Genomic DNA, 25,002 nt, shown 5'->3' on the forward strand with positions numbered 1-25,002 from the left:
CCGTTCACATGTGAACGGCTTTTATTGTATACTGGGCATCATCCGCATACTCCATGCTTTCTAATATTTCTTCTTCAGTCAGTCCAATCGCAAAAGATAGCTGTTGAATTGATGGAGAAACGTGATCATATTGTCGAAATTCAAACAAATAGTCATTGATTTTACTCATATTTTCCTCATAATGGAGTTTAGTAGCTAAACGAATGTGAGAAAACATTTTACACCTCCAGTGATGGAGGCAATGCGAATGAATATTCAATTATATCATATTGCCCCATTTGTGTAAACGTTTGCGAACGGCAATAAGGAGGAATGATCGTGTTAAAGCACGTAGATAAAAGCGCACCGCATTTTCAAGCACGTAACCAATCAACAAGAGGGGATCGCGCACCAATACAAAAACCAAGCTTTCAAGATCAGTTGAAGCAACAAGCTCTCCAATCAATGATGGGAAAAGTTGAAGACTTACGGGTACAGGGAAATAAACTAGTTGAACATCGTTCATACGAAGCGTTATCTTTATTTCGCCATTCTTTAGAAGCATGTTTAAAACATGTCTTAAAGGATAGTTATCAATTAACAAGAACAACGAGTAGTCAATTTGGTCAGTTTAAACAACATCAGCTCGTTCAGGTTGTGAATCAAGAGATGGATGAATTGGCAAAAGAAATAGTGGATACACAAAAGACGAGTATTGATTTGCTAAAAAGGGTAGGGAAGTTAGAAGGACTGTTGTTAGAAATCTATATTTAATAAATGGAGGAAGAAATGGACGATTATATCTTTACATATGAGACGAAATTACGCCATTCATTAGAAGAAACATGGTCGTTTTTTTCTGACCCGAAAAACTTAGAGAAAGTGAATAAATTTCCGCCAGTTCAAGTGGACAAAGACGGGCACAATGTTCATGTGCGTATCCCTTATACAGGAAAGGTAGGTCAATTTACAACGGAGATTATGTCGGAGGTTCCGCCACATTTCTTTATTGATAAAATGGTTAATCCGCCGTTTCCTTTTACTTATTGGGAGCATAAACATGAATTTGTTAAAGGAAAAGACGGAACTGTTATGATTGATCAAGTACGTTTCCGAGCGAAAGTTCCTGCTAGTATGGCTGCGAAAATTTTGCAAATGATGTTTTCGAGCAGAGCGCACGCCTTGCGTAAACGGATTAACATGTAGATTAGTGTTGATGCAAGTATTTACTAATTAATTTCAAAATTGAACGGCGTGTTAAAATGCCAGTGAAGGCTTTTTGATCATCTACCACACATAAAAATGGGTGGTTAATAGATAGCGATAACGCTTTAGAAAACGTAGCTTCAGGACGGATACAAGGAACGTCTTTGTTCATACATTCACCAACTGTCAATGTTGAAAGTCGATCAATTTCAAAATCATGTTCGCCTAACAATGAATCTAAAATGAGTGACTTGCTAATCATACCTTGTAAGTGAAACGATGAATTTAGTACAGGAATCGCTGTATATCCGGACTTAATTAAAACAAGTAAGGCATGTTGGAGCGGGTTATTCATTTGAACATGCGCAACCTTGTCGGCAGAAATGATTAAAGGTGAAATTTCATTATCAGTTAACAATCGATTTCGTAATGTTTGCATACATGTATCACTTCTTTGTGTTAGATTTTCATGTGCTCTCTATTATCGTAAACGCTCTTACGATGTCCGTCAAGATTGGTGTCAGTGAATGCAGTGAGAACCGTTTGGTAACAATAGTAAGAAAAAAGGAGAGCGTTACGCTATGCACTCTAAGCAAACGGTTAAATATATTTGTGAGCAATATTCTTCGGGTCAAGAATATTTTTTCAAAAAGGAATACATTACTCATGATAAATGGAGCAATCTTCAATCTGTCGCGTGGTCATCGCCTAGGCCAATTAGAAAAAATACCTTTTTAAAACGAGAAAAAGAAGGATTCCTTTGTGAATATGTAAAAAAAGTTTCAGCGGAAATACTCTTGTTTCAAAAAAGATCTTGAGGCCAGTAATCCTCTATAAAGGATAAAAGAAAGCACAAGCGCAACGCTACATGTAATCAGTTGCACTTGTGCTTTTCGTAAATGTAAGTCCCCTTACATTGTCATGCACTTAATCAATTGCTGATAACGTATCATTGACGTCTATCTCTCCGTAACCATAATACACGTTATAATCACCATCACCAAGTTGGTTGGCATTTCCTAAAATTAGATTTCCAATATCTTCATTTGTTAATGACGGGTTGATTGAATGAATTAGCGCCGCTAAACCAGCTACATGAGGCGCTGCCATGGACGTTCCTGACAACATAATGTATTGATTTTCTAAATAAGTGCTCGGAATATGTTCACCAGGTGCAGTAACATCGACATACTCTCCGTAATTGGAGAAAAAGGACCGGTTTTTATCTTGATTTACAGACGCTACTGTGACAACTTGAGGATAAGCAGCGGGATACATCTGTTCATCTGTGTTTTCATTACCAGACGCACTTATTAGCGTTACCCCTTGATTGTAAGCATGTTCAACAGCATCGTATAACACATCAGAGTGATAATAATCCCCTAAACTCATGTTGATAACATCTGCACCATTTTCAACTGCCCAATAAATACCTCTCGCAACGGAAAAAGAGGAGCCCTCGCCATTTGTATCAAGTACTTTTATTGGCATGATTTTGCTTTGCCAGGATACCCCTGCAATTCCTTCAACATTATTTGTTAAAGCTGCTGCGATCCCTGCAACATGTGTACCGTGACCATTATCATCCTTATAATTAGATGAGTCATCGATCGCGTTGTAGCCTTCAACGAGCTTATTTTGGAGGTCGGGGTGCTCAGGGTCTACACCCGAGTCAATAATTGCAATGATCGTATCTTCGCCGTTTGCATAATTCCATCCTTCTTCAAGATCAATTTGTTCCAGATTCCATTGATAAGGCTTAAAAAATTCATCATTAGGCTCTACTTTTGCTTGGCTAATAAGGGCTTTGTTCACAAAAGAATAGTTATGCTCCGCAAAAATGACATCGCGATCACGTCGCAACGTTTGAATATAGTCATCTTCATCACCTGGTGTTTTTAAGACAAGGTAAGGATCATTCTCTTTCAGAATCGTATGTTGGTGTGTAGTAGCCCATTCTGTAGGTTCTACACTCGGGTCAAGTTTCACGATAACCTCTTGCGAAACAATTGGATTCGACTGACTTTTTGTTTTAGAATTCACGTAGATGCTCCAATTTAAACCAGGTACTGTTATTGCTTGTTGGCCGTCTGGTAACTGGGTTTCTTTATTAAAATCAACCGACGCCTCGCCACCTGACATAAATAACGTTCCTTCGCTGTCGGCAATCATAGCATGTTCAGATAAATAGGATTGAATAAACCCTAGATTGATTTCTCCAACCATCGTTTTGTTTTGATCTAACGTCTTTTTTACCATCACATAGGCATCGTTGTTTTCTTGGTAAGGATGTGAGTATTGAAGGGTATTGTATGTTGTAGAAAACGTGGGCAAGCTTGATACATCCATTGTTTGGCCGGCGCTTTCTAAAACCTGTCCTTCTTCATTTAAAACAGCAATACTTCGAATATAAGGATGGTTGTTGATTTCATCTTCTAGTTTATGATCAAGTTGGTCTTTTGTAGTCCAGTTTTCTAAACTCGCCATAAAAGAGTGAAGCATTAAATTGGTTGAAAGAGCGATGTCTTCTGCTTGTAGATGATCAATCGCTTCATGAGCGACTGAAGGGGGTTGCTGTTGTTGAACCATTGATCGATGCATGGTGGGGCTTGGTTTTATGATCACCATGCTAATAATAAGTACACTTGCTAAGGCAATAGCCCATTTTTCTGAGCGACGTAACATAACGAATCTCCTTTGGTTTTTATAGTTTGTTTAAGTGTGTGTCAATTTGTGGGTAAAGCCATTGTGATGGGAAAACAAGTGTTACGTTTTCTTTTTTAAATTGTTCGCCTGCTTGCACAATCGCTTTATACGTATCATTTCCTTTAATGCCGACATGACCAATGGCAAGTGGGTAATCATGATTGTGTGCAGTCTTTATAAACGTGTCTAATTGATTTCGAACATATGAATAAGAAGAAGTTGAATCATCAATAAACAATGTTCTTTTTAGGCATGGCACTTGATAACGTTCTGCAAGTTCAGGCATAAGTGACTTTGCTGTTGTGCCGCTATCAATTAAATAGAGCTGATGTTCCTTCGCAAACTGTACAATATGCGTAACAATTCGCTCGTCTTCCATTCCTTTTGAGCCCATATGGTTGTTTAACCCCTTAGCATGAGGGACGTTTTTAATAGCGGTATTTAAGCGACGTTTAATTTCCTCATCACTTAAGTCAGATGTGATGGCATTAGGACCTAACCATGATTTCTTACCAGTTTTAGGTTCAAGCGGTAAGTGAATAATGACTTCTAAACCGTTTTGATGAGCTTTTGTATCTTGCAACTTGGCCTGTTTAAGAAAAGGCATAATGGCAACTGTTACAGGAATGTCACCTTGAAGAAATTGATCTGCTCCATTAACATCACCACCAAAATCATCAATAATAATGGCTGCTGTCTTTTCCTCCGCAAATGCGGAAAAAGGAAAAGCAGTAAAACATAGAATAAATGCTAAGTGAAACCACAAAAGCTTTTTCAGCATAGTTAGATAAGCTCCTTTTTACTTAATAGTTTTCGGCAAAAGGCATACATTTCATGTTAGGAAGTATTAGGAAAAAAAGATAAAACAAAAAATCCCTTTAATGTGGTCACTATTTAAAGGGACGATATTAAAAGGATTTGTTATCAATATTCTTTATCTTCTGTTTTTCTAGTGAAAAATTTTATTTTCGAATGTTAAAGGCAGCATTTAATTGACCGCGCAACATTTTTTCGCGTACTTCTTGTTTTCGAATCGCTTTTTGTTCCATTTTACGAATTTCGAACGTTTGCATACCGTCTTCCATCTTATTGGCGATATCAACTAATCGTTCAACGTCTAAAAATGAGTATTTTCTTGTGCCACCTTTTGAACGTTCAGGAAAAAGGAGCTTTCGTTCTTCGTAATAGCGAATTTTTCTTTCTGTTAAACCGGTTAGCTCGCTAACCATTCCTATAGTAATCACTTTTTTATCTTTATAAGACAACCCTCTCCACCTCACAATTGAGTTTACGCATGATTGTTGTGTAATAATATATCATAGCTTGGGAATGAGTGTGAATAAATTTGTTAGATTATCTAACAAAGGTGATTTTTATTTTTTAATTGCCGAACCTTTTCAGAATGTGTAGACTGTTGGTAGTACATATTAGGAGGAAGAACGTTGAGAAAGCATAGATGGTTAATTGGAGTGGCGGTTAGTTTACTAATTGTTATTTTAGGTTTTGTCATTCAAGTTGAATACGGGGCTGAAGACTCCGAACGGGTAATCGTTGATTATACGTTAAACTTATACAGTGCTCCTGAATGTTTTGATGAAGCCGGTTTCACAAATAATATTAGCGAGATGACTTACGGGGATGTAGAAGATGGTAGTGAATTTCTACCAGAGTCCACTTGTACAGCAATGGAATTTCAAACATCAAGGGGTCCTTTATGGTTTGCGTGGTTTATGTAAGGGGTTTAATGATGTGACTGAACGGTAATAGCTTTATATGGAGGTTTCGAACATGACAAAAAAAGATTGGAAAGCCATTCAAGATCGAGACTTAAAGGAATCCCCTTATGACGAGCTGCCGTTAGATGAAATAAAAAAAGAGAAAAAGGAAGAGCGTAAGAAAAAGGAAACAAAACATACATCCGATACAGAAGATGTTCATAAACCATAACTCCTGTTAAAAGCGACTGTTTTCTTCTTTTATATAAAGAAAACGGACGCTTTTTTTTGTAGAAAGATGCTAGAGCGGTGGCTTATAAAAAAGGATTATGATATTATGAATAATTAAAATAGAGAAGTAAAATGGAGAGTGGGGAACGTAACGTGAAAGTAGCAAAGTTTGGCGGCTCCTCTGTTGCAAATGCTGAACAGATCCGCAAAGTAGCCGCAATTATTCAGGCAGATCCATCTAGAAAAATCGTCGTTGTATCCGCACCAGGAAAAAGAACAAAGGCAGATGTGAAAACAACAGATTTATTAATTGAATTGGCACAATATTGCATTGGGAACAATGATCAAGCAAAAGAACAAACGTTAAACAAAGTAGTAAACCGTTATGCAGAAATGGTTTCTGATTTAGGTTTGCAAGAAGATATTAAAGAAGAAATTTATCATGATTTAAAGGTACGTATGAACGCGTATTATGCAAACGAACATCAGATGATGGACGCTTTAAAAGCGAGTGGGGAAGATAATAATGCGAAGTTAATCGCTGCTTATTTTAAATCAATTGGCATGAATGCGAGTTACATAAACCCAAAAGATGCTGGTCTACTTGTGAGCGATGAACCAGGTAACGCTCAGGTATTGCCAGTAGCTTATGAACGTTTAAATGAATTGCGGCAACAAGAAGGAGTTATTGTGTTTCCTGGTTTCTTTGGATTTTCAGAAACAGGAACGCTTGTAACCTTTCCACGTGGTGGTTCAGATATAACAGGTGCGATTTTAGCAGCTGCAGTACAGGCGGATCTTTATGAAAACTTTACAGACGTTGATTCTGTTTATGCAGCCAATCCAACAATTGTTGAGGATCCTTTTGAAATAAAAAAAATGACGTACCGCGAAATGCGAGAACTTTCTTATGCAGGTTTTAGTGTGTTTCATGATGAAGCACTCATTCCAGCATTTCGAAACGGCATTCCAGTTTGTGTGAAAAATACAAACAATCCAAAAAGCGAAGGCACGCTTATTGTTGCTGAGCGTGAGCCTTTTGATGATCCGGTTATTGGGATTGCAGCAGATGAAGGATTTGCGACCATTTATGTACGCAAGTATTTAATGAACAGAGAAGTAGGCTTTGGTCGTAGACTGCTCGAAATTTTAGAAGATCAATCGATTTCCTATGAACATATTCCATCGGGCATTGATGATACAAGTGTCATTATTCGCGAAAGTCAGTTGACAGATGGTGTGGAAGAACAAATCTTAGCACGTATTAAAACAGAACTCACTGTTGATGACGTACACATCGAGAGAGGGTTTGCCATGGTCATGTTAGTGGGAGAAGGAATGCACAATTCCATTGGTGTGATTGCTAGAGCATCGGCTGCGCTATCTCGAAAAGGGGTTAATATTGAAATGATTAACCAAGGATCTTCTGAGACGAGCTTGGTGTTTGGCATTCATCAAAAAGATGCGGATGTTGCCGTGCAAGAACTGTATCATGAGTTTTTTGGTAGTCGCGTACCTGTATAATGATTAAAAGAAAACCTTTATGAATGAGGGTGGCTCATTCATAAAGGTTTTTTTAATAGCTTACGCCGGATCATTGGCTGTTAAGAATGGTTTTGTTTCTTTAACTCAGCTTGGATTGATTCAAGCTGCTGTTCAATGCGTTTTAACTCACTGACTGAAACCGATACCTGTCTATTTGCCGGGTCCTCTTCATCCTCAGAGTCATTTGCTTTTTCAACATTATTGACAATTACACCAATAAATAAGTTGAAAATAATAAAGGTCCCTACTAGCACAAAGGAAACAAAATAAATCCAGATCCACTCGTTATATTCCATTAGAGGACGCATAATGCCACTTGACCACGAATCTAACGTAACAATTTGGAATAAAGTTAAAATGGTTCGTTGCAAATTCCCAAAATACTCAGGTGCAAAATCGCTAAAAAGCATGGTTCCAATCACAGCAAATATGTATAAAAAGATTCCCATTAAAAACAAAATATTCCCAAGGGATGGGATGGTCATGACTAGGGCATCCACTAACCGCCTTAAAGAAGGAATAACTGAAATCGCTCTTAAGACACGAAGGACACGCAACACACGTAAAACGGTAACGAAATGTCCGCCAGTAAATAAATGTCCAGCTAAAATGATAAGTGTATCGAACCAGTTCCAGCCACTCTTAAAAAAGGAACGTACTGAGGTTGAAAAAAAGCGCATGACAATCTCGATTGTGAAAATCCAGAGCAAAACGCGATCAGCGTAATGAAAAAAAGTTTGATGGTCTTGATAAATATGGTCGTATGTCTCCACTCCGACTAAAATGGCGTTTAAAACGATTAAAATAATAACAGTTATTTGAAACGCCTTATGGTTAACAATTTGGTAAAGCTGTTTTTTCAAACCTGCCTTCTCCCCTCAATTCTCTTCCGTTATCATAGCAAGAAAAAAGTTGAAGGGAAAGGATAAACCATTGTACCCTAAGGCTAATACAAGAGTTGAAAAGTTATGGAAAAGGATATGAAGAATGAATGAAAACAATATGGGTGACAGGTGCATCAAGTGGTGTCGGAGAAGAAATTTGTAAACAACTTAAAGAACGTGATGTTCAAGTTGTTAAACTAGCAAGAAGATATGGAACGTTGAAAAAGGTAGACGGTCAGACGTATACATGTGCAATTGATATGACCGATGTCGATTCCATTCATTCGTCTGTAAACCAATTATACTCCGCAAATTTACAGCCAGATGTACTAATTAATAATGCTGGGATCGGTCGTTTTGCATCATCATGGGATCTTTCTGACGAAGACGTTCAGATGATGTTTCAATTAAACATGATTGGTGTGATTCAGCTTACGAATCGTGTGGTGCCACATATGAAAAAGAATCAATCAGGGCATATTATCCAACTTGCTTCTTTAGCGGGAAAAGTGGCTACCGCTAAAGCAAGTGTATACGCCGGAACCAAACATGCCTTACTTGGCTATTCAAACGGGTTGAGATTAGAATTAAAACCGTTCCATGTAAGCGTGTCTGTTATTAACCCAGGCCCAATCGATACACCTTTCTTACAAGCGGCAGATAAAACGGGCTCTTACAGTGACAACATGGGTGCTCATTTGCTACAGCCAGATCAAGTAGCTGAGCGAGTTGTTCAGACTTTAAAAACAAAGAAACGTGAAGTAAACCTTCCCCGATCTTTGGGGATTTTAGGGAAGCTATATCAACTAGCTCCACATTTTATTGAAGGAATTGGAAAGCCGTTTTTTTATAAAAAATAACGACCACTACTTATACGTCATTTGATTCTTTTTCAAACCAATCTTAAAACGTCCAGTTCCTTTAAAAAGAAGCACTTTTGGCTTTTTCCTTGAATAGCATAGGTTAGGAGTGAGGAAATGTAAGGTTGCATCAGGACCGTTACATTCCAGAAGGAGCTGGTAATGAGATGTGCGGGATTACAGGGTGGATTGATTGGCGACGAGACTTAAGGAATGAAAAAAAAGAAATTGAGCAAATGGCACAGACGCTAAACCGAAGAGGACCTGATGCATTAGAAACGTGGACTGATCAGCACGTAGCGTTTGGTCATGCAAGGTTAATCGTGGTTGATCCTGAAGGCGGAATTCAGCCAATGACGAAAACAGTTGATGGAAAGACCTATACGATTGTTTATAATGGTGAATTGTACAATACGGAAGAGATTCGGAAAGAGTTAATGAACGATGCGCACACTTTTTCTGGACATTCCGATACAGAAGTCCTGTTGAAATCCTATATTCAATGGAAAGAGGCCTGTGTAGAAAAATTTAATGGTATTTTCGCATTTGCGATCTGGGAACATGAAACAAAGTCATTATTTATGGCAAGAGATCGAGTAGGTGTGAAACCATTATTTTATACCGTTCGTGACGGGTTTTTACTATTTGGCTCAGAGTTAAAAAGTTTGTTGGCTCACCGAGATATAGATCCAGTTGTTGATAGGCTTGGATTGGCAGATGTGATGGGCTTAGCTCCATCAAGAACGCCAGGCCATGGAATCTTCAAAAACATTCATGAATTAAAACCTGCTCATTTTTTAACGTATAAAAATGAGGAGCTCCGTTTACGTAGATACTGGCAGTTAAAAAGCGAAGCACATACGCATTCGGTTGATGAGACCGCCAATCATATCCGACTGCTTTTAGAAGACATTGTAGCAAGACAGTTATTTGCAGATGTCCCTGTCGGCATGTTTTTATCTGGTGGTATTGATTCAAGTGCACTTACGGCGTTAGCGGCAAATCATTATAAAAAAGAAGGAAAAGGAATCATTTCCTCTTATTCTGTTGACTATGAAGAAAACGATAAATATTTTAAAGCGAGTGCCTTTCAGCCAAATGCTGATGGTGAATGGATTAAAAAGGTCTCTAAGCATTGTCAGACCGACCACAAAAACTGTGTGATCCAAAACATTCAGCTAGCAGAATTGTTAAAAGAAGCGGTCCTTGTGCGAGATACGCCAGGAATGGCAGATGTCGATTCATCCTTGTTATGGTTCTGTAAAGAAATAAAACAAGATGTGACGGTTGGACTATCAGGCGAATGTGCTGACGAAATCTTTGGAGGGTATCCATGGTTTCATAAGCCAGAAGTGATGAATATCGATGGTTTTCCATGGATGAGATCAATTGATGAGCGCAATGCATTATTAAAGCCTGAATGGCGAAAGAAACTTGATCTAAAAAATTATGTTTATGACCGTTATACGGAGACCATTAAGGACGTACCAACATTTGCGCTGGACTCGAAGGAAGAAGCAAGGAGACGAGAGATCTCCTATTTAAATATGATTTGGTTTATGACAAACTTGCTTGACCGTAAAGATCGCATGAGTATGGGCGCATCCCTTGAAGTGCGGGTACCGTTTTCTGATCATCGACTTATTGAGTATGTTTGGAATGTTCCATGGGAAATGAAAGTGCATGGTGGACGTGAAAAAGGGATTTTACGAAAAGCCCTTGAAGGGTTACTTCCTGATGATGTTTTGTATCGTAAGAAAAGCCCTTATCCGAAAACCCATCATCCTGACTATACAAATGCCGTTACAAAAGAAATTCAGGCGATTGCTCAGCAAAGTGATTCGCCCCTGTTTGATTTTATCGAGCGCAAACAATTAAAAGACCTTGCAGATACAGGTGGTTTTGATACAGGTAAACCGTATTTTGGTCAGTTGATGGCAGGGCCGCAACTACTTGCTCATTTCGTTCAAATGGATTTCTGGCTTAAGCATTATCACATAAAAATTGAAGACTCATAAAAATGACGACCAGGAATTTGTTTCCCTGGTCTCATTTAGGTTGTCGCTTAGTCCAAATTCGGTAGGATAGATAAACAAGCGCTAAAAATAGAGCATAAAAGAACGCGACAATGATTAAACCGCTAGGATTATGGATAATGGTATGTCCGACGGAGGCAAATAAGATCATCGAGGGCATTTTTCCTAGAGACGATGCGACAATATAGTGAGTGGTAGAAACACGACTTAAAGCAGAATACGCATTTACAAGAATAGAAGGGACTATTGGGATCAGTCTCGTAATAAATATAGTCATGAACGCATTTTTTTCAAATAACATTGTGACCTTTGAAGTAACTTGAAAGCGGTGAATCAGCTTCAAGCCAATATCTTGGTAGGCGTACCGAATAAACGCAAAAAAGATAATGGATGCCAAAGATGAGCCCATCCAAGTGACGAAGCTCCCGAGATATGGTCCGTATGCTGCGCCAATTAAACCTCCAATGATTGGATAAGGAATGATCGGGAATAAAGAGAATAATGTTGCAATCGTTGTAGTCAATACGATTGATTGGTCACCAAGCGTTTCGATAAAATGTAGAAAATCGTCTTGAAAACGATAGACTAAAATCCCTAAACCTAAAAAGAAGAGAAACACGACGAGCTTTTTTTTCATAATTCACCTCATACATATGGTCGTAAACTCTTATTTTAGCAAACATACAAAGAGAGGAGGGATAAATGATGGGTTTAATTTTTGACAATATCTATGAAGTAGTCCGGCAGATTCCTGTAGGAGAAGTGGCATCATATGGACAAATTGCAACGATTCTCGAAGCACCACGTAGTGCAAGAGTGGTTGGCTGGGCGATGCAGCAGGCACCTGACGATGTACCGGCCCATCGAGTCTTAAAAAAAGATGGGTCGTTAAACGAACATCTTGTATTCAACCACTTGTATTCACAAAAAGAATTGCTAAAAGAAGAAGGTGTTCAATTTGAGGAAAATGGTCGAGTGAAAATGAAGGAACATAGCTGGATGGGTCCATTAGTTTAAGGTCGCTAAATAAGGGTATTAAAAAAGAGAAATTTGTTTAAGAATTAGGGTGGATAAATGAAGAAAATTATTGTAATTGGTGCTGGACCAGGCGGGCTGGCAACAGCACTATTATTAGCTGGTAAAGGGTATCGAGTGAAAGTTGTGGAAAAACAAGCATACGTTGGTGGGCGGACTTCTAGTTTTAATCAAAATGGCTTTGTATTTGATCGTGGTCCAACATTTTTTAGCATGCCTCATCTACTGGAAGAGATTTTTGCTGAAGTTGGGCGTAACTTATCAGACTATTTAACGCTAAAAGAAGTGGACCCGCTTTATAAATTGCAATTCGATGGTTTATCGTTTGCGCCAAATCGAAATGAACAGCAAACCTATAGCGAAATCGAGCGCTTGTTTCCTGGAAACGGGGAAGGGTACTTACGATTTATGACTGAAACAAGAGAGAAAATGAATGCATTAATGCCACTTTTGCAAAACAAGCATGATTCTCTCCTTGATTACACGAGATTACGAGCCTTAAAAGCTTTACCAAGTTTATCATTAGGAAAAACACTCTATGATGAGTTAAGTAAATATTTTACGGATGAGCGACTAAAGCTATCGTTCACGTTTCAATCAAAATATTTAGGGATGTCCCCATGGGAGTGTCCAGGAGCTTTTAGTATTTTATCCTTTATGGAACATGAGTATGGTATTTTTCATCCTGTCGGTGGAGTGAACCAAATTACAAAAGCTTTGGCAACAGCCTTTCAAGAATTAGGTGGAGAGATTGAATTAAATCGTGCTGTGAAGAAGATTATTGTGAAAAATGGTCGTGCTAAAGGTTTAGCGTATGAAGATGGGGAGCAAGAAGAAACGGACGAGCTCGTTATTAATGTAGACTTTGCTCATGCAATGAGTAACTTAGTCGACGATCAGCATTTAAAGAAATACAAGCGTACCAAATTGAAAAATAAAAAATATTCTTGTTCAACGTTTATGATTTACGCAAATGTGGAAAAAGTGTACAACGAGCATCATCATACGGTCGTTTTCTCAGAAGACTATAAAAAGAATGTTGAAGAGATTACTGGTTCAAAAACATTATCTGTTGATCCATCAATCTATATTCATAATCCAATTGTGACAGATGATACGCTCGCACCAAAAGGGAAATCCCCTTTATATTTGTTAGCACCAGTCCCGAACAACTTTAGTCATTTAGATTGGGAAGAACATAAAGAGACGTTTGCAGAACTAATTTTCGATCAGATTGAACGCAAATCAAATTTCAAAGATTTAAGGAGCCACATTTCATCTTACTCAGTTGTTACGCCAACCGATTGGGAACATCAGTTTAATGTTTATAAAGGCGCTACATTCAATCTCGCTCATAACCTTGGACAAATGATGTATTTCAGACCTCATAATCAATTTGAGGAACTGAAAAATTGCTGGTTAACTGGTGGAGGAACTCATCCAGGAAGTGGACTACCAACCATTTTAGCGTCAGCCTCAATTACAGCTAACGGCATTTTTAAAGCGGACAAGAAAGGAATTCTCATAAAATGAAATCGATTGTCGTCGGAAGTGGGATTGGTGGGCTCGTAACAGCATTATACTTAAGTAACAGTGGTGATGAAGTCACCGTATTAGAAAAAAATGACTACTTTGGTGGTCGTTTAGCCTATCATCGACATGGGGAATACAAAATTGATCAAGGCCCAACTATTGTATTACTACCAGAAATGATTACGTCCATTTTAGAAGAATCTGGAATGAATGTAAGTTCGTTAGATTTTGTTCAAATTGATCCTCTTTACAAAATGAGTTTTCCGGACGGAGCGTCATTTTGGAAGTATAGGGATATGGATAAGCAGCGTGAAGAGATTTCAAAGGTTTTCCCAGGTGAAGAGGATCAGTTTCCTCAATTTATGAAGGCGATGGAACAGAATTTTATTAAGGGAAAAGCTGCGTTTTTAGATAAAAGCTTTAATCAAAAAAGGAATTTTTTTACGGTTTCTAACTTGAAAACATTGTACGAGTTAAAGGCGTATCAATCTGTAGATAAGATGATACGTAGCTACTTTTCACATGAACGGCTCCAAAATGCGTATAAACTCCAGTCTCTCTATATCGGAGGGAATCCGACAAATTCATCTGCACTTTATTCACTCGTTTCCTATAGTGAACATGCGCATGGTATTTGGTATTTAAAAGGAGGCTATGCACATTTAGTTGAAAAAATTGTAGAAGAACTTAAAGGGCGAGGCGTTCAATTAATAAAAAACGCAGAAGTGAACGAGATCCTCTATAAAGGGAACGTCGGAACAGCTGTTAAAGTCGACAATATGATTTTTGAAGGGGACCGATTCGTGATGAATTTGGATTTCCCGTTAGCTGAAGCTCTTGTCGAACAAAAAGAAGTAAAGAAAAAGTACGTACCTTCTTCAGGTTGTTTATTGGTATATGCAGGATTAGATAAAGTTTATGAAGAAAGCCCTATTCATCAATTTCTAATGTCGGACGATTTCGACCAACATATGAAAGATGTTTTTGAAGCACGGGATTTGTCGACACTTCCGTCGATATATGCGTTTCATCCATCAGTAATTGATCCATCGTTAGCGCCTGAAGGGAAGGGTGTACTATATGCACTCATTCCGATTCCGGCTAAAATGAAAACAGATGATTGTCATAAACTTGTGGAAACGGTACTTGAACAGCTTGAAAAGCGAGCATTTCCGGACTTACAAACCCATATTGAATGGCTTGATGTGCGAACCCCAAAAGATGCAGAAGCACAAGGGTTATATGAGGGGGGCAGCTTTGGACTTGCACCAACTGTAACGCAATCAGCCGTGTTTCGACCGCAATATCAACCGTTTAAAGCGAAAAATATCTATGCGGTTGGGGCATCGACACATCCTGGAGGAGGCATTCCAATTGTTATGCAAGGTGTTAAGCTATTCGTCAAAGAATTACAGCAGGCAGCTGCGGTACGAGGATAAGGAACCAAAGATGGAGGGGATGAAATGAATACACAAGACGCTTACGAAATATGCCATACCATTATTAAGCAGCATTCTAAGACGTTTGCGAAAGCTTTCAGTACGTTACCACCTAAAAAAAGACAAGCGGTATGGGCAATTTATGCTTTTTGTCGAACCGTTGATGATATTGTAGATGAGGGGCAATCACCTTCACTTGAATTAGAGAAATTTGAAGAAGCATTTATTCGCTTTACAAAAAATGAGTTGCCATTAACAGATCCTAAATGGATAGCGCTTGATGATGTGTTCCAGAAGTTTGAGATGGATCCGACCCCTTTCTTTCATATGATAAAAGGACAGCGAATGGACTTGTACTTAAAGAGGTATCAGACGTTGGAAGAGGTAGAGCAGTATTCCTATCATGTTGCGAGTACAGTTGGTTTAATGTTGCTACCGGTGCTTGCTCCGAAAAATCATAAGCAGCTATATAGTAGTGGCGTCGCACTCGGTAAAGCGATGCAGCTCACGAATATTTTACGAGATATTGGTGAAGATTTAAACCGAGATCGGATTTATGTACCACAGTCGATTATGCGAGAATATGGGGTAACAGAAGAGCAATTAGCAAATGGGAAACGAGATGATTCGTTTATTCAGATGTGGGAGCATATTGCCACAAGAGCAGAAGCGTTGTATCAAGAGGCGTTTAAAGATATGCACTTGTATCCACTAGATGCAAGGTTACCTGTACACGGTGCGGGCATGATGTATCGTGCGATTTTAAAAGCAGTTCGGGTAAATAACTACAATGTCTTTTCGCAAAAATCCTATGTTCCGAAAACAGAAAAAGAACTCATTCTTAATGAACTAAAAGCCTGAGATCATGTTGTTGATCTTAGGCTTTTTTTTATGAGGTTAGCTGCGTTTCTTCCACTTTGAACGACCATAGGGGAACCACCACCGGGGTGGGTTGACCCTCCAGCAAAAAATAAATTAGTGAGGTCTTTCCCTTTTGTAGAAGGTCGATTAAAGGCTTGCATAAGTGTATGAGAGGTATAACCATAGAGACCTCCGAAATACGAATGAAACTCTTCTTCAAGCTGTTTTGGTGTAATGATTAGATCGTCGATAATGAAATCTCTAATAGAGACCCCGCGCTGCTCTAGTTGATCATACACCCAGTTTTTTAATTGATTTGGGTCAAGGTCACGGTTTTCAAGTGTTAAGGAAGGAGCGTTCACAAGAATAAACAAATTGTCTCCTTCTTTCGTTTGGTTGGAAATAGCGCTTTGATCATATGTGGATGAATTGCTAATATAAATAGTCGGATCAGATGGATACGCTTTTTGTGAAAATAGTTGTTGGAATTCTTTCTCGTAGTCCTTACTAAAATAAACTTGGTGATAATGGCGAGCACTTGTCTTTTGATTGGTCGCGCACAAAATCACAAAAGCTGAACTTGTTGGTTCCTTCACTTTTGTATTTTCAGTAAAAGAAGGGCGGTGCTTTTTGTCAACGAGTTTTGGATATACCGTTAAAAAGTCACCATTTAACAAGTAGGCATCATAAGCTTTTTTGGAAACAGACTTTGTTGACAAGGACGTGACGGTCTTATTGTCATTAACATGTAGCTCGCTGACCTCTTCATTGAAGTGAAATGTTACACCTAGTTCTTCCGCTCGTCTTTGAAAAGCTTCAGCAATCGTTGGATTTCCTCCGGGCACGTAGTATACTCCATCTAAAAACTCTAAATAGCCGATCATTGAAAAGGTTGCCGGTGCTAAATAAGGAGAAGAGCCAATGTATGTTGCGTAACGATCCAACATTTGAACAATTCGTTGGTCTTCAAAAAAGGAACGGTGATACTGGTGCATAGTTGTAAACGGCTTAACAGCTGAAAAGGCACGAAGCAATCGTAGTGATGCAAATTCTTGTATGCTCGAAAACGTACGTGGGAAAAATTCGTTTACAGCATGGGTATAAAGTTGCTTAATTGAATGTGTATAACGATCAAATTGTTCAGGACGAACATCAAATGATTGAAGTTGTTCAAGCATGGTCGCTCGGTCACTTGAAGCGAGTAATGTTGAACCGTCCGAAAAATAATTCATTGTGTGGGTGTTTAATTTTCTAAATTCGATATACTCATCTGGATTTACGCCACTTAAACGTAAAATGTCTTTAAATGCATTTGGCATCGTAATTGTGTTCGGACCAAAATCAAACCGAGCTCCTCCGACCGTATACCGTTTCATTTTTCCACCGGCGTAGTGATTTTTTTCATACACATCAACACGGTAGCCTGCTGAAGCAAGAAGAATGGAGGCGGCTAATCCCCCTAAGCCAGCACCGATAATGGCAATGGATTTCATTTATAGACTCTTCCTTTCCACGTGTAGCCTGTACGTTTAGATAGAAACATGGAGTAAACAAGTATACTAATTAAGCTTGCTGAAGAAAAAGGAATAAAAAAGCTTAATACTAGTCTTTGTTTTGACAAAAAATTGACCCATGCCATCATAAGAACAGTTAACACATATGGGATTATGTAATAAAGCTGGAGCGAAACGACTCCGTACAAGGCAACAAAGAGTGGCGCAACAAATACGAACGCATAGAAGAGCATTAGCAGCACGGATAATAAATAGGAGCGCCCAATGCCCGGAAAGCTATTCTTTGCGAAACCATGCCAAACTTCATTTGTTGTGTCGTACATTTTACAAGAAGCAAACGCAGTGTTGTTTACAAGTTGCGTTGCAAATCCAGCTTGTTTGCTATTACGCATTAGTTGAATATCTTCTGTTAAAGAGCGATAAATGGCTTCGTGACCTCCAATTTGGTCGTAGCACGATTTTGAAAAAAACATGAACGAGCCGTGGGCTGCTGAAGCAAGCGGCATTTGCGTTTGATTTGCAAAGTATAAAGGTAAGTGCAAGTAAATAATCAAATGTTGCATAGGGACAAGGAGTTGACATAACCAAGAAGTCCCTTTTACTGGGAACTGTGGAAATCCGGAAATTAAGCCAAGATTTTTTTTCTTCGCAACATGAAGTAAGGCTTCGATGGTACTCGGTTGAATGTGCATGTCTGCATCAAGGAAAAACAAATATCGACCTTGTGCATGCTTGCTTAATTGATGGCAAGCAAACACTTTGCCAACCCAATGCGCTGGGAGCTTTTCACCTTGAATTATTCGTGCGTTGGGGAGTCCTCGTGTATGTCTCTCCAACAATAACTGGGTTTCATCCGTTGATTGGTCATTTAAGAAAATAAACTCAAGCTTGGAGTAGGTCAACGTACGTAAACTCTCAATTAAGGGTTGTACATTATGCTCTTCATTTCTTAACGGCACAAGAATGGTCACGAGTGGTTCGGTGCCTGATTTGACCGTGGAAAAGTCTTTTCTCAGAATAGGCATGAAAAGAGAATTGAAGAGGAGCCATAAGAACAGCAAGCTCAGTCCAATGATAAGAATAAGTGTGAACATAAATCCGCCTTTTTTTCGTCTATGTCCCGTTTTACAATGTAAGAACGGTATAGGATGTATAATCTCGCTTAATAATCGCCTGTTTTTGCTGATCAAGCTGAGCGGTAAGCAATTGTTCGAGAAAAGCCGTTTTTTCTTCAATTGCTCCATTCAGCGCGTTTGTTGCTTGCCCTTTTCCAATATGAATGAGGAGATATGGTTTCCGTTTGTCTGCAAACGCATAGGAAATGGTAATCGGAACCACATCTGTATGCTGCGGAGCTTTGTCACTCAGCCAGCCAATGCCTTTTAAAAAGCCAAGCGGTCGTTTCTCCAATGCTTGTTCCTCACCTTGTGGAAATACCCAGACACTGTTGTTGTTCGTTAGAATTTCTTGAGCATAACGAAGGGACTGAATCATCTCTTTCGGTTTGTCACGATTAATAGAAAACGCGCCAAAATGACGAAAGAAGGCGTATTTTTTTAACCCTTCTTCCGACATCATCATAAAAAGTGGCTGTTTAAGTTGATGCTTCGTTAATAGCAAGGCAACCATTCCATCCCACCAGCTTGAATGATTGCCAATAAAGAGAAGTGGACGGTTTTGTTCGAATGGTTCATCCACTTGAATCAAGACCTTGGAAAACGATCGTTTGAAAAGAAATTGCTGGACATAAAAGCGAAACAAACGTAGAAGCCAAGGTTTACGTGTAGCCTTTATCATGTTTGCCTCCGCGCACGATTGTATAAGAATAATAAAATACTCATTAATCCTATTGTAAGTAAAGGCGCGAAAATAATGCCATTTACAAGGGCAATGATGCTAAACATCGCAATCATTAACACATATAAAACGATCATTCTGTCTTGCCAATATGGGTGAAAATCCTTTGTGCGACGAAGGAAACGAACGCCAATCCATAGTAAGAAGTGGAGCGTTAAAGCGATAAAAAACCAGCCAACAAAATTTGAAAAAGGAATTCCGTAATAGAGACCGTCTCCATCCCACACCCAATACTGTTTGACATTGGCTGCAACAGGATCAAGAATTAAGTCCATCACGACAGCAGCAATGGCACCAACGAAACTATAGAGCAACAATTGAACAATCGGTTGTTTGATAGCTAGTACCATCGGCTTTACAAGTGCATGCGTTGTCGCAATGACCATAAGCCATGCGGTTCCAATTGTTAACGGAATATCCGCTATGTATAGTCCAAAATCAGGATTATAAAAATAATGCCCAAAGAAAAGTCCGTATTGAACACCTAAGTATTCAACGAGTATGGTTGAAACGATAATGAAAAAACTAAACACAAGGCCAAATAATTTATATTCGCGATATAAATAAAAGCCTCCAAGTGCACCAGCAGCAAGTAAGAAGACAGCATTTGCCCACTCTAGCCAAGGGGGGAGTAAGTCAAAGCCTACTAAAATAACGCCGCATAGGTACCACACAATAAAAAAACGAAAAAGGATACGATCTACAATCAAAATTTACCTCCAGCAATCAATATTCAATAGAACCTTTTAGCTTATTCCCTGTCTGCAAGAAATACAAACGCCTGCAATCGATTAACGTTCATTTGTTTAGTACCGTGCAAACAGGGAATAGTATGATTTGACACAAGCGATTAAATCAACGTAAAATACGATTTTATGAGTAGATTTGACTCATTATGCAAAGGGAGTGGAAAGATGTTTAAAAAATTATTTGGAAAAAACAATGTTGAGCCAGAAATAATACATGCACCGATCAACGGAACGGCTGTTGCCATTGAAGAAGTTCCAGATCCAACATTTGGTCAAAAGATGATTGGTGATGGCCTTGCAATCGAACCAAAAGAAGGAAAAGTTGTCGCACCTATTGATGGAAAAGTGGTTCAAGTGTTTCCAACAAAACATGCTTTCGGAATTGAGACTGATAATGGAGCAGAACTACTTGTTCATATCGGACTCGAAACGGTAGCTATGAATGGTGAAGGTTTTACCGCACATGTACAAGAAGGTGACAAAGTAAAAGCAGGGGATGTCATCATTGAATTTGACTTAGATTTAGTCAAAGAACGAGCGGCCCATACCATTACGCCAATCGTTGTCACAAACCACGATCAGTTCTCTCTTGAGAAGCTTGCTGATGGTGATGTAGTTGCAAACGAATCCCCATTATTTAAGTTAACGAAGAAATAACAGCGTTTGAGATGGTAGCTCCATCTCAGCGCTGTTTTTTTCTTTTTTTGTCACCACTTTTTTATAGCGAAATGGGAATGAACCTGTTAAACTACGAAAAGATTCGGTTAAACAGCATGCACGAAAAATATAAATCTAGGGGTGAAGGGCTTTGCTAGTGACTGCTTTAATAATCTTTTTTGCACAATTGATTTACGTACCAATTTTAACGTTACGAACGATTATGATGGTCAAAGGCTTAAAGCATCGTGCTGCAGCAATGGGAATGCTAGAAGGTGTTATATATGTTGTTGCCATTGCCATTATCTTTAGTGATTTAGAGAATTACTACAACATGGCAGCTTATGCGTTAGGTTTTGGTGTAGGCTTGTATTTAGGTGCCTTGATTGAAGAAAAATTAGCGATCGGCTATGTAAGTATAGAAGTGAATATTCCAGAGAAGAATCAACCTCTTATTGATCGACTGCGTGAATTAGGTTTTAGTGTTTCTAGTTCTTATGTAGAAGGAATGAATTCAAATCGTTGTCAACTTGATTGTACAGCGAGAAGAGATCGAGAAAAAGAATTTATTCAAATTGTCTCTTCTTTTGAACCAGCAGCTTTTATCGTTTCTTTTGAACCACGAAACTTTAAAGGTGGTTATATTACAAAAGCAATGAAAAGAAGACGTGAACGTTATCTAAAGCGAAAACAGAAGGCAGAGAATTCAGCCAACTGAAATTCAGGAAGCGTTTAATCTTGACAGTTTGTTTATTTTTTTGGATGATAAAGCTAATTCTTTGGTACAAGGAGGAAAAGGGATTTGGCGCATATTGAAGCAATTTATTATGTAACGGAAGAAAAAGAACATATCGAATTAAAAGCTGAGCGAATGGCGACAGGTTTAACAGCAAAGCCTTGGCAAGAGATGCCTGAATCTGAAAAGCAACAAAGTTTAGCTTATAAAGGGAAAGTTGTATCCATAAAAGAAGACGCTGCATATGGACCAGGATATTTTGTTACGATCTCGTTTCCGGTTGCGTATGAAGTTCCTGATTTTCCTTCCATTTTAACAACAACGTATGGACGGCTTTCGTATGAGCCTAATGTAAAGCTAATTGATTTACAGTTTTCAAATGACTTACTTAAGCTATTCCCAGGGCCGAGACTAGGCATCGAAGGAATTCGTGATTTAGTCGATGTCCATGATCGACCATTAGCAATGAGTGTAGCGAAAGGTGCAATTGGACGATCGGTAGATTCCTTCCACGAGCAGATGCTCAGCCATTGCTATGGAGGAATTGATATTATCCAAGATGATGAGCGATTATTTGAACATGATTGGACGCCGCTTGAACAGCGAGTGCCAGTTGGATTAGCTGCTATTGCAGAAGCCGCTGAAAAAACTGGTCGCACCCCTCTTTACGTCGTGAACGTAACAGGAAAAACATTTGAATTAAAAGAAAGAGTAAAAGAAGCAATCGGTTTAGGTGCTCCGGCTATCTTACTAAATGTCTTTGCTTACGGTATTGATGTACTTCAAGGCTTACGCGAAGATGAAGAGATCGATGTACCAATTTTTGCCCATTCTTCTTTAGCTGGCATGATGATTCGCTCGAAGCAACACGGAATCTCATCTAGGTTGCTACTGGGCAAACTAATGCGTATGGCAGGCGCCGATGCTGTCTTATTTCCATCTCCTTATGGCCGAATGGGCATTAATGAGGAAGAAGCGCAACATGTAAAAGAGCAGTTAACGCAGAAGTTAGAAATGAAAACGACTTTTCCGATTCCATCGGCAGGGATTGATTTTAATTCAATTGATCAAGTTAAGGCTGATTTTGGAAAAGAAGTCATTATAAACTTAGGTGGAAGCGTCCATCGCTATACAGGTGGGGTAGAGGCTGGAGGAAAAGCGTTTATTAAAGCGATCCAGTCAACGTAAAAAAAAGCGGCGTTCGCCGCTTTTTTTATATGGTCGTTGTTGCTAGAGCATCTCTGAATATAAAAACGAGAATGGCAACAATGAAACAATATACTGCAAAATAGACAAGTTTGCTTTTTCGTACAAGATTAATAAAAAAGACAATTCCAATCCAAGAAGCAACAAACGTTACAAGAAACGAAAGTCCGAGAGCCGTCACGGTAGTTTGTTCAAGCAGTTCGCCAGATGTTAAATCGCGAATCGCAAGGACAGATGAACCTAGGATAACAGGTATGGATAATAAGAAAGAATACCTAACGGCAGTTTCTTTGGATAAACCTGCAAACATCCCGACGATCAACGTTGTTCCTGAGCGAGATAAACCGGGAATTAAAGCAAGACATTGTCCTAATCCAACAAAAATGGAGTCCCAAATAGTCATTTCTTTTTCCGTACGGTTTCCTAGTTTAACAAAACGTTCTATAATAATAAGGAATAGACCGGTAATGGCTAACGCTAACGCAATAAAGATTGGTGCTCGAAATGTTTCGCCTATGTAGTCTTCAAACAAAATGCCTGCAACACCTGTAATACCTGTTGCCACAACAAGATAAATAGCAAACATGAACATGGAGCGGTTTTGAGGTGTTCGATTCGTGAAATACGCAAAAAACCCACGGATAATTTCATAGATATCTTTTCGGTAGTAAAGGATCACTGCTAAAACCGATGCTAAATGCAACAAGATTTCAAAGCTAAGCCCTTCAAACGTCATATCAAACATGGATTGAACAAGTATTAGGTGAGCGGAACTAGAGATTGGTAGAAACTCGGTAATCCCTTGTACCAAACCTAATATAACGGCTTCTAGTAAAGTCATTTTACAATTCCCTTCTAATTAAAGTAAGCTTGGGCAATACTAGCTTATTTTAGCAGACTTTTATAAACTCGAAAAGAGGTGTTCACGTGAATCGAAAGCGTATGGTGACACTGATTGCCTTATTGCTTGCAATAACGGCAGGTATCATCGTATTAATAAATATAGATCGCACGTCTGGACCACTACAAGAACATGATCAAATTCCAAATATGACGATGGAGCAATATGGCCAAGAAGACGTATCGTTAAACGATTTTACTTCTGAAGTGCTTGTTTTAAATGTTTGGGCATCGTGGTGTGAACCGTGTATAAGAGAAATGCCTGAACTTATGGAACTAAATGATGAGCAAGACAAGATTGAAGTCGTGACCGTCAATATGTTGACGAAGGAATATCGCACATCGGACCCAGTTGAATTTATAGAAGAAATTGGGTTATCACTACCTGTACTGTTTGATACAGACGGTGCATTTATTCAAGAAGTAGAACCTTCACGCTTACCAATGACATACATTCTTGATTCAAGTTTAACGATTCAAGATATTATAATTGGTGAAGTAACGAATGATCTTTTAATAGAACGAATTGAAGAAGCTATACCAGGATCAACTACTTAATTCGCTTTAGATGCTTCGTATTGTAAACGTACGATTGCTCCATGAGAATCCAATCCGTGACAAGAGTATAGTTCATGGCTGCTTTTTTCAACTCAAACAAAATATCTTCTTTCGTACCAGTTAAAAGTAGTTGATTTGATCGAATGTGTTTTTTCAAGATCGTTCACCTCGTCATCATTTTAGGTCGAACAAAACCCACATATACATAGGACATGCAAGGAGCGTGAAAATCATGACAGTTTTTTCAGAGAAAACGATAAAACGTGACGAGATTTATAAAGGGAAAGTGATTGATGTACTCGTTGATACAGTGGAGCGAGAAGATGGAGAACAAGCAAAGCGCGAACTTGTGAAACATCCAGGAGCTGTTGCGATCATTGCTGTCACAGAGAAAAATGAAATCATTCTTGTGGAGCAATTTCGAAAAGCATTAGAAAAACCGATCATTGAAATTCCAGCGGGGAAAATCGAAAAAAATGAAGAACCGAGCAAGACAGCTTTTAGAGAATTAAAAGAGGAAACAGGCTATGAAGCGAACCAACTTGAGGAGATTGCCTCGTTTTATACTTCACCAGGGTTTGCAGATGAAATCGTCTATGTGTACGAAGCAACTGGCTTAACACTCGGAGAGCAAGAGCTTGACGAAGGCGAATTTGTCCATGTTGTAACGAAGACGTTGGCTGAATGTGAAACGCTAATAAAAGAGCAACGAATTCATGATGCGAAGACGCTTTATGCGATCCAATATTTAAAGCTTAAAGAAAAGATTTTATAAGTCATAGCTTCACCCTCCTC

At 38.8% G+C, this 25,002-nt stretch carries 29 protein-coding genes; 16 read left to right on the forward strand and 13 right to left on the reverse strand.

Going from position 1 to position 25,002, the window contains the following annotated elements; translation table 11 throughout:
- Positions 1 to 4: 4 nt before the first annotated feature.
- Positions 5 to 217 (reverse strand): hypothetical protein, encoded by a 213-nt coding sequence (locus ABC361_RS08335; RefSeq protein WP_413073548.1) that lies wholly within the window; start codon positions 215 to 217, stop codon positions 5 to 7.
- Positions 218 to 318: 101 nt separating this feature from the next.
- On the opposite strand from ABC361_RS08335, the gene ABC361_RS08340 reads away from it, so the two are divergent.
- The gene (locus ABC361_RS08340; protein WP_413073549.1) at positions 319 to 753 is read left to right on the forward strand and encodes a YaaR family protein; all 435 of its coding nucleotides are present in this window, start codon (positions 319 to 321) and stop codon (positions 751 to 753) included.
- A 15-nt stretch (positions 754 to 768) separates the two neighbouring features.
- Complete coding sequence (locus tag ABC361_RS08345) at positions 769 to 1,185, forward strand: hypothetical protein (protein ID WP_413073550.1); 417 nt, start codon at positions 769 to 771, stop codon at positions 1,183 to 1,185.
- Between the two features lies 1 nt (position 1,186).
- Here ABC361_RS08345 and cbpB read toward each other — a convergent pair whose 3' ends face one another.
- The 4 genes from cbpB to ABC361_RS08365 form a co-directional block, all read right to left on the reverse strand.
- Positions 1,187 to 1,624 (reverse strand): cyclic-di-AMP-binding protein CbpB, encoded by a 438-nt coding sequence (gene cbpB / locus ABC361_RS08350; RefSeq protein ID WP_099300484.1) that lies wholly within the window; start codon positions 1,622 to 1,624, stop codon positions 1,187 to 1,189.
- Positions 1,625 to 2,112: 488 nt separating this feature from the next.
- Positions 2,113 to 3,870 carry a S8 family peptidase gene (locus ABC361_RS08355; RefSeq protein ID WP_413073551.1) on the reverse strand — a complete coding sequence of 586 codons (1,758 nt, stop codon included), beginning with the start codon at positions 3,868 to 3,870 and terminating at the stop codon, positions 2,113 to 2,115.
- Positions 3,871 to 3,889: 19 nt separating this feature from the next.
- Positions 3,890 to 4,672 carry a divergent polysaccharide deacetylase family protein gene (locus tag ABC361_RS08360; RefSeq protein WP_413073552.1) on the reverse strand — a complete coding sequence of 261 codons (783 nt, stop codon included), beginning with the start codon at positions 4,670 to 4,672 and terminating at the stop codon, positions 3,890 to 3,892.
- Between the two features lie 181 nt (positions 4,673 to 4,853).
- A complete protein-coding gene (locus ABC361_RS08365) occupies positions 4,854 to 5,156 on the reverse strand; it encodes a MerR family transcriptional regulator (protein ID WP_099300488.1) in 303 nt (100 codons plus the stop codon).
- 177 nt (positions 5,157 to 5,333) lie between these two features.
- Between ABC361_RS08365 and ABC361_RS08370 the strand changes: the two genes are divergently transcribed.
- The 3 genes from ABC361_RS08370 to ABC361_RS08380 all read left to right on the forward strand — a co-directional run bounded on the left by ABC361_RS08370 (position 5,334) and on the right by ABC361_RS08380 (position 7,361).
- Positions 5,334 to 5,627: a hypothetical protein gene (locus ABC361_RS08370; RefSeq protein WP_413073553.1), complete on the forward strand. Its 294-nt coding sequence runs from the start codon at positions 5,334 to 5,336 to the stop codon at positions 5,625 to 5,627.
- A gap of 52 nt (positions 5,628 to 5,679) precedes the next feature.
- Positions 5,680 to 5,838 carry a hypothetical protein gene (locus ABC361_RS08375; protein WP_413073554.1) on the forward strand — a complete coding sequence of 53 codons (159 nt, stop codon included), beginning with the start codon at positions 5,680 to 5,682 and terminating at the stop codon, positions 5,836 to 5,838.
- Positions 5,839 to 5,990: 152 nt separating this feature from the next.
- Positions 5,991 to 7,361, forward strand: a complete 1,371-nt coding sequence (locus ABC361_RS08380; RefSeq protein WP_413073555.1) for an aspartate kinase — start codon at positions 5,991 to 5,993, stop codon at positions 7,359 to 7,361.
- 80 nt (positions 7,362 to 7,441) lie between these two features.
- On the opposite strand, the gene ABC361_RS08385 is transcribed toward ABC361_RS08380, so the two are convergent.
- A complete protein-coding gene (locus ABC361_RS08385; RefSeq protein WP_413073556.1) occupies positions 7,442 to 8,245 on the reverse strand; it encodes an ion transporter in 804 nt (267 codons plus the stop codon).
- A gap of 128 nt (positions 8,246 to 8,373) precedes the next feature.
- On the opposite strand from ABC361_RS08385, the gene ABC361_RS08390 reads away from it, so the two are divergent.
- Positions 8,374 to 9,126, forward strand: a complete 753-nt coding sequence (locus ABC361_RS08390; RefSeq protein ID WP_413073557.1) for an SDR family NAD(P)-dependent oxidoreductase — start codon at positions 8,374 to 8,376, stop codon at positions 9,124 to 9,126.
- Between the two features lie 167 nt (positions 9,127 to 9,293).
- Positions 9,294 to 11,144, forward strand: coding sequence for an asparagine synthase (glutamine-hydrolyzing) (gene asnB / locus ABC361_RS08395; protein WP_413075741.1), 1,851 nt, complete (start codon positions 9,294 to 9,296; stop codon positions 11,142 to 11,144).
- A 31-nt stretch (positions 11,145 to 11,175) separates the two neighbouring features.
- Here the strand turns inward: asnB and ABC361_RS08400 are convergent, their stop codons facing one another.
- Positions 11,176 to 11,799 carry a TVP38/TMEM64 family protein gene (locus tag ABC361_RS08400; protein WP_413073558.1) on the reverse strand — a complete coding sequence of 208 codons (624 nt, stop codon included), beginning with the start codon at positions 11,797 to 11,799 and terminating at the stop codon, positions 11,176 to 11,178.
- A gap of 65 nt (positions 11,800 to 11,864) precedes the next feature.
- Here ABC361_RS08400 and ABC361_RS08405 point away from each other — a divergent pair, with 65 nt between their 5' ends.
- From ABC361_RS08405 to ABC361_RS08420, 4 genes are read left to right on the forward strand one after another with little or no spacing between them, the layout of a single operon-like run.
- Entirely contained in the window at positions 11,865 to 12,179 is a 315-nt protein-coding gene (locus ABC361_RS08405; protein ID WP_413073559.1) for an MGMT family protein, read from the forward strand.
- Between the two features lie 57 nt (positions 12,180 to 12,236).
- Positions 12,237 to 13,730, forward strand: a complete 1,494-nt coding sequence (locus ABC361_RS08410; RefSeq protein ID WP_413073560.1) for a phytoene desaturase family protein — start codon at positions 12,237 to 12,239, stop codon at positions 13,728 to 13,730.
- Positions 13,727 to 15,169 (forward strand): phytoene desaturase family protein, encoded by a 1,443-nt coding sequence (locus tag ABC361_RS08415; protein ID WP_413073561.1) that lies wholly within the window; start codon positions 13,727 to 13,729, stop codon positions 15,167 to 15,169. Before ABC361_RS08410 ends, ABC361_RS08415 begins: the two co-directional genes overlap by 4 nt.
- Positions 15,170 to 15,193: 24 nt before the next feature.
- Positions 15,194 to 16,030: a phytoene/squalene synthase family protein gene (locus ABC361_RS08420; RefSeq protein WP_413073562.1), complete on the forward strand. Its 837-nt coding sequence runs from the start codon at positions 15,194 to 15,196 to the stop codon at positions 16,028 to 16,030.
- Positions 16,031 to 16,032: 2 nt separating this feature from the next.
- Here ABC361_RS08420 and ABC361_RS08425 read toward each other — a convergent pair whose 3' ends face one another.
- From ABC361_RS08425 to ABC361_RS08440, 4 genes are read right to left on the reverse strand one after another with little or no spacing between them, the layout of a single operon-like run.
- Entirely contained in the window at positions 16,033 to 17,523 is a 1,491-nt protein-coding gene (locus tag ABC361_RS08425; protein ID WP_413073563.1) for a phytoene desaturase family protein, read from the reverse strand.
- Positions 17,520 to 18,638, reverse strand: a complete 1,119-nt coding sequence (locus ABC361_RS08430; RefSeq protein WP_413073564.1) for a glycosyltransferase family 2 protein — start codon at positions 18,636 to 18,638, stop codon at positions 17,520 to 17,522. Before ABC361_RS08430 ends, ABC361_RS08425 begins: the two co-directional genes overlap by 4 nt.
- A gap of 31 nt (positions 18,639 to 18,669) precedes the next feature.
- The gene (locus ABC361_RS08435; protein WP_413073565.1) at positions 18,670 to 19,341 is read right to left on the reverse strand and encodes a lysophospholipid acyltransferase family protein; all 672 of its coding nucleotides are present in this window, start codon (positions 19,339 to 19,341) and stop codon (positions 18,670 to 18,672) included.
- Complete coding sequence (locus ABC361_RS08440; RefSeq protein WP_413073566.1) at positions 19,338 to 20,111, reverse strand: carotenoid biosynthesis protein; 774 nt, start codon at positions 20,109 to 20,111, stop codon at positions 19,338 to 19,340. The genes ABC361_RS08435 and ABC361_RS08440 overlap by 4 nt, the downstream gene beginning before the upstream one ends.
- A gap of 204 nt (positions 20,112 to 20,315) precedes the next feature.
- Here ABC361_RS08440 and ABC361_RS08445 point away from each other — a divergent pair, with 204 nt between their 5' ends.
- From ABC361_RS08445 to ABC361_RS08455, 3 genes are all read left to right on the forward strand, one after another.
- Positions 20,316 to 20,807 carry a PTS sugar transporter subunit IIA gene (locus ABC361_RS08445; protein WP_413073567.1) on the forward strand — a complete coding sequence of 164 codons (492 nt, stop codon included), beginning with the start codon at positions 20,316 to 20,318 and terminating at the stop codon, positions 20,805 to 20,807.
- Between the two features lie 151 nt (positions 20,808 to 20,958).
- Positions 20,959 to 21,525 (forward strand): DUF2179 domain-containing protein, encoded by a 567-nt coding sequence (locus ABC361_RS08450; RefSeq protein WP_413073568.1) that lies wholly within the window; start codon positions 20,959 to 20,961, stop codon positions 21,523 to 21,525.
- 84 nt (positions 21,526 to 21,609) lie between these two features.
- Positions 21,610 to 22,731 (forward strand): 2,3-diketo-5-methylthiopentyl-1-phosphate enolase, encoded by a 1,122-nt coding sequence (locus ABC361_RS08455; RefSeq protein ID WP_413073569.1) that lies wholly within the window; start codon positions 21,610 to 21,612, stop codon positions 22,729 to 22,731.
- 25 nt (positions 22,732 to 22,756) lie between these two features.
- Here the strand turns inward: ABC361_RS08455 and ABC361_RS08460 are convergent, their stop codons facing one another.
- Positions 22,757 to 23,590, reverse strand: a complete 834-nt coding sequence (locus ABC361_RS08460; protein WP_413073570.1) for an undecaprenyl-diphosphate phosphatase — start codon at positions 23,588 to 23,590, stop codon at positions 22,757 to 22,759.
- An 86-nt stretch (positions 23,591 to 23,676) separates the two neighbouring features.
- On the opposite strand from ABC361_RS08460, the gene ABC361_RS08465 reads away from it, so the two are divergent.
- A complete protein-coding gene (locus ABC361_RS08465) occupies positions 23,677 to 24,207 on the forward strand; it encodes a TlpA family protein disulfide reductase (protein WP_413073571.1) in 531 nt (176 codons plus the stop codon).
- Here the strand turns inward: ABC361_RS08465 and mciZ are convergent.
- Positions 24,200 to 24,364 (reverse strand): Z-ring formation inhibitor MciZ, encoded by a 165-nt coding sequence (gene mciZ / locus ABC361_RS08470; protein WP_413073572.1) that lies wholly within the window; start codon positions 24,362 to 24,364, stop codon positions 24,200 to 24,202. The two genes, ABC361_RS08465 and mciZ, sit on opposite strands and share 8 nt — an antisense overlap.
- A 75-nt stretch (positions 24,365 to 24,439) precedes the next feature.
- On the opposite strand from mciZ, the gene ABC361_RS08475 reads away from it, so the two are divergent.
- Entirely contained in the window at positions 24,440 to 24,982 is a 543-nt protein-coding gene (locus ABC361_RS08475; RefSeq protein WP_413073573.1) for an NUDIX hydrolase, read from the forward strand.
- Positions 24,983 to 25,002 lie beyond the last annotated feature (20 nt).

The organism is Shouchella phoenicis, from assembly GCF_047238345.1.
Taxonomy (GTDB): Bacteria; Bacillota; Bacilli; order Bacillales; family Bacillaceae_D; genus Shouchella.

Bases quoted from the DNA above. Each gene is read 5' to 3' on its own strand.
- ABC361_RS08335 (WP_413073548.1), bottom strand. From the start codon at position 217: ATGTTTTCTCACATTCGTTTAGCTACTAAACTCCATTATGAGGAAAAT.
- ABC361_RS08345 (WP_413073550.1), top strand. From the start codon at position 769: ATGGACGATTATATCTTTACATATGAGACGAAATTACGCCATTCATTA.
- cbpB (WP_099300484.1), bottom strand. From the start codon at position 1,624: ATGCAAACATTACGAAATCGATTGTTAACTGATAATGAAATTTCACCT.
- ABC361_RS08355 (WP_413073551.1), bottom strand. From the start codon at position 3,870: ATGTTACGTCGCTCAGAAAAATGGGCTATTGCCTTAGCAAGTGTACTT.
- ABC361_RS08360 (WP_413073552.1), bottom strand. From the start codon at position 4,672: ATGCTGAAAAAGCTTTTGTGGTTTCACTTAGCATTTATTCTATGTTTT.
- ABC361_RS08375 (WP_413073554.1), top strand. From the start codon at position 5,680: ATGACAAAAAAAGATTGGAAAGCCATTCAAGATCGAGACTTAAAGGAA.
- ABC361_RS08390 (WP_413073557.1), top strand. From the start codon at position 8,374: ATGAAAACAATATGGGTGACAGGTGCATCAAGTGGTGTCGGAGAAGAA.
- asnB (WP_413075741.1), top strand. From the start codon at position 9,294: ATGTGCGGGATTACAGGGTGGATTGATTGGCGACGAGACTTAAGGAAT.
- ABC361_RS08400 (WP_413073558.1), bottom strand. From the start codon at position 11,799: ATGAAAAAAAAGCTCGTCGTGTTTCTCTTCTTTTTAGGTTTAGGGATT.
- ABC361_RS08405 (WP_413073559.1), top strand. From the start codon at position 11,865: ATGATGGGTTTAATTTTTGACAATATCTATGAAGTAGTCCGGCAGATT.
- ABC361_RS08410 (WP_413073560.1), top strand. From the start codon at position 12,237: ATGAAGAAAATTATTGTAATTGGTGCTGGACCAGGCGGGCTGGCAACA.
- ABC361_RS08415 (WP_413073561.1), top strand. From the start codon at position 13,727: ATGAAATCGATTGTCGTCGGAAGTGGGATTGGTGGGCTCGTAACAGCA.
- ABC361_RS08420 (WP_413073562.1), top strand. From the start codon at position 15,194: ATGAATACACAAGACGCTTACGAAATATGCCATACCATTATTAAGCAG.
- ABC361_RS08425 (WP_413073563.1), bottom strand. From the start codon at position 17,523: ATGAAATCCATTGCCATTATCGGTGCTGGCTTAGGGGGATTAGCCGCC.
- ABC361_RS08430 (WP_413073564.1), bottom strand. From the start codon at position 18,638: ATGTTCACACTTATTCTTATCATTGGACTGAGCTTGCTGTTCTTATGG.
- ABC361_RS08435 (WP_413073565.1), bottom strand. From the start codon at position 19,341: ATGATAAAGGCTACACGTAAACCTTGGCTTCTACGTTTGTTTCGCTTT.
- ABC361_RS08445 (WP_413073567.1), top strand. From the start codon at position 20,316: ATGTTTAAAAAATTATTTGGAAAAAACAATGTTGAGCCAGAAATAATA.
- ABC361_RS08460 (WP_413073570.1), bottom strand. From the start codon at position 23,590: ATGACTTTACTAGAAGCCGTTATATTAGGTTTGGTACAAGGGATTACC.
- ABC361_RS08475 (WP_413073573.1), top strand. From the start codon at position 24,440: ATGACAGTTTTTTCAGAGAAAACGATAAAACGTGACGAGATTTATAAA.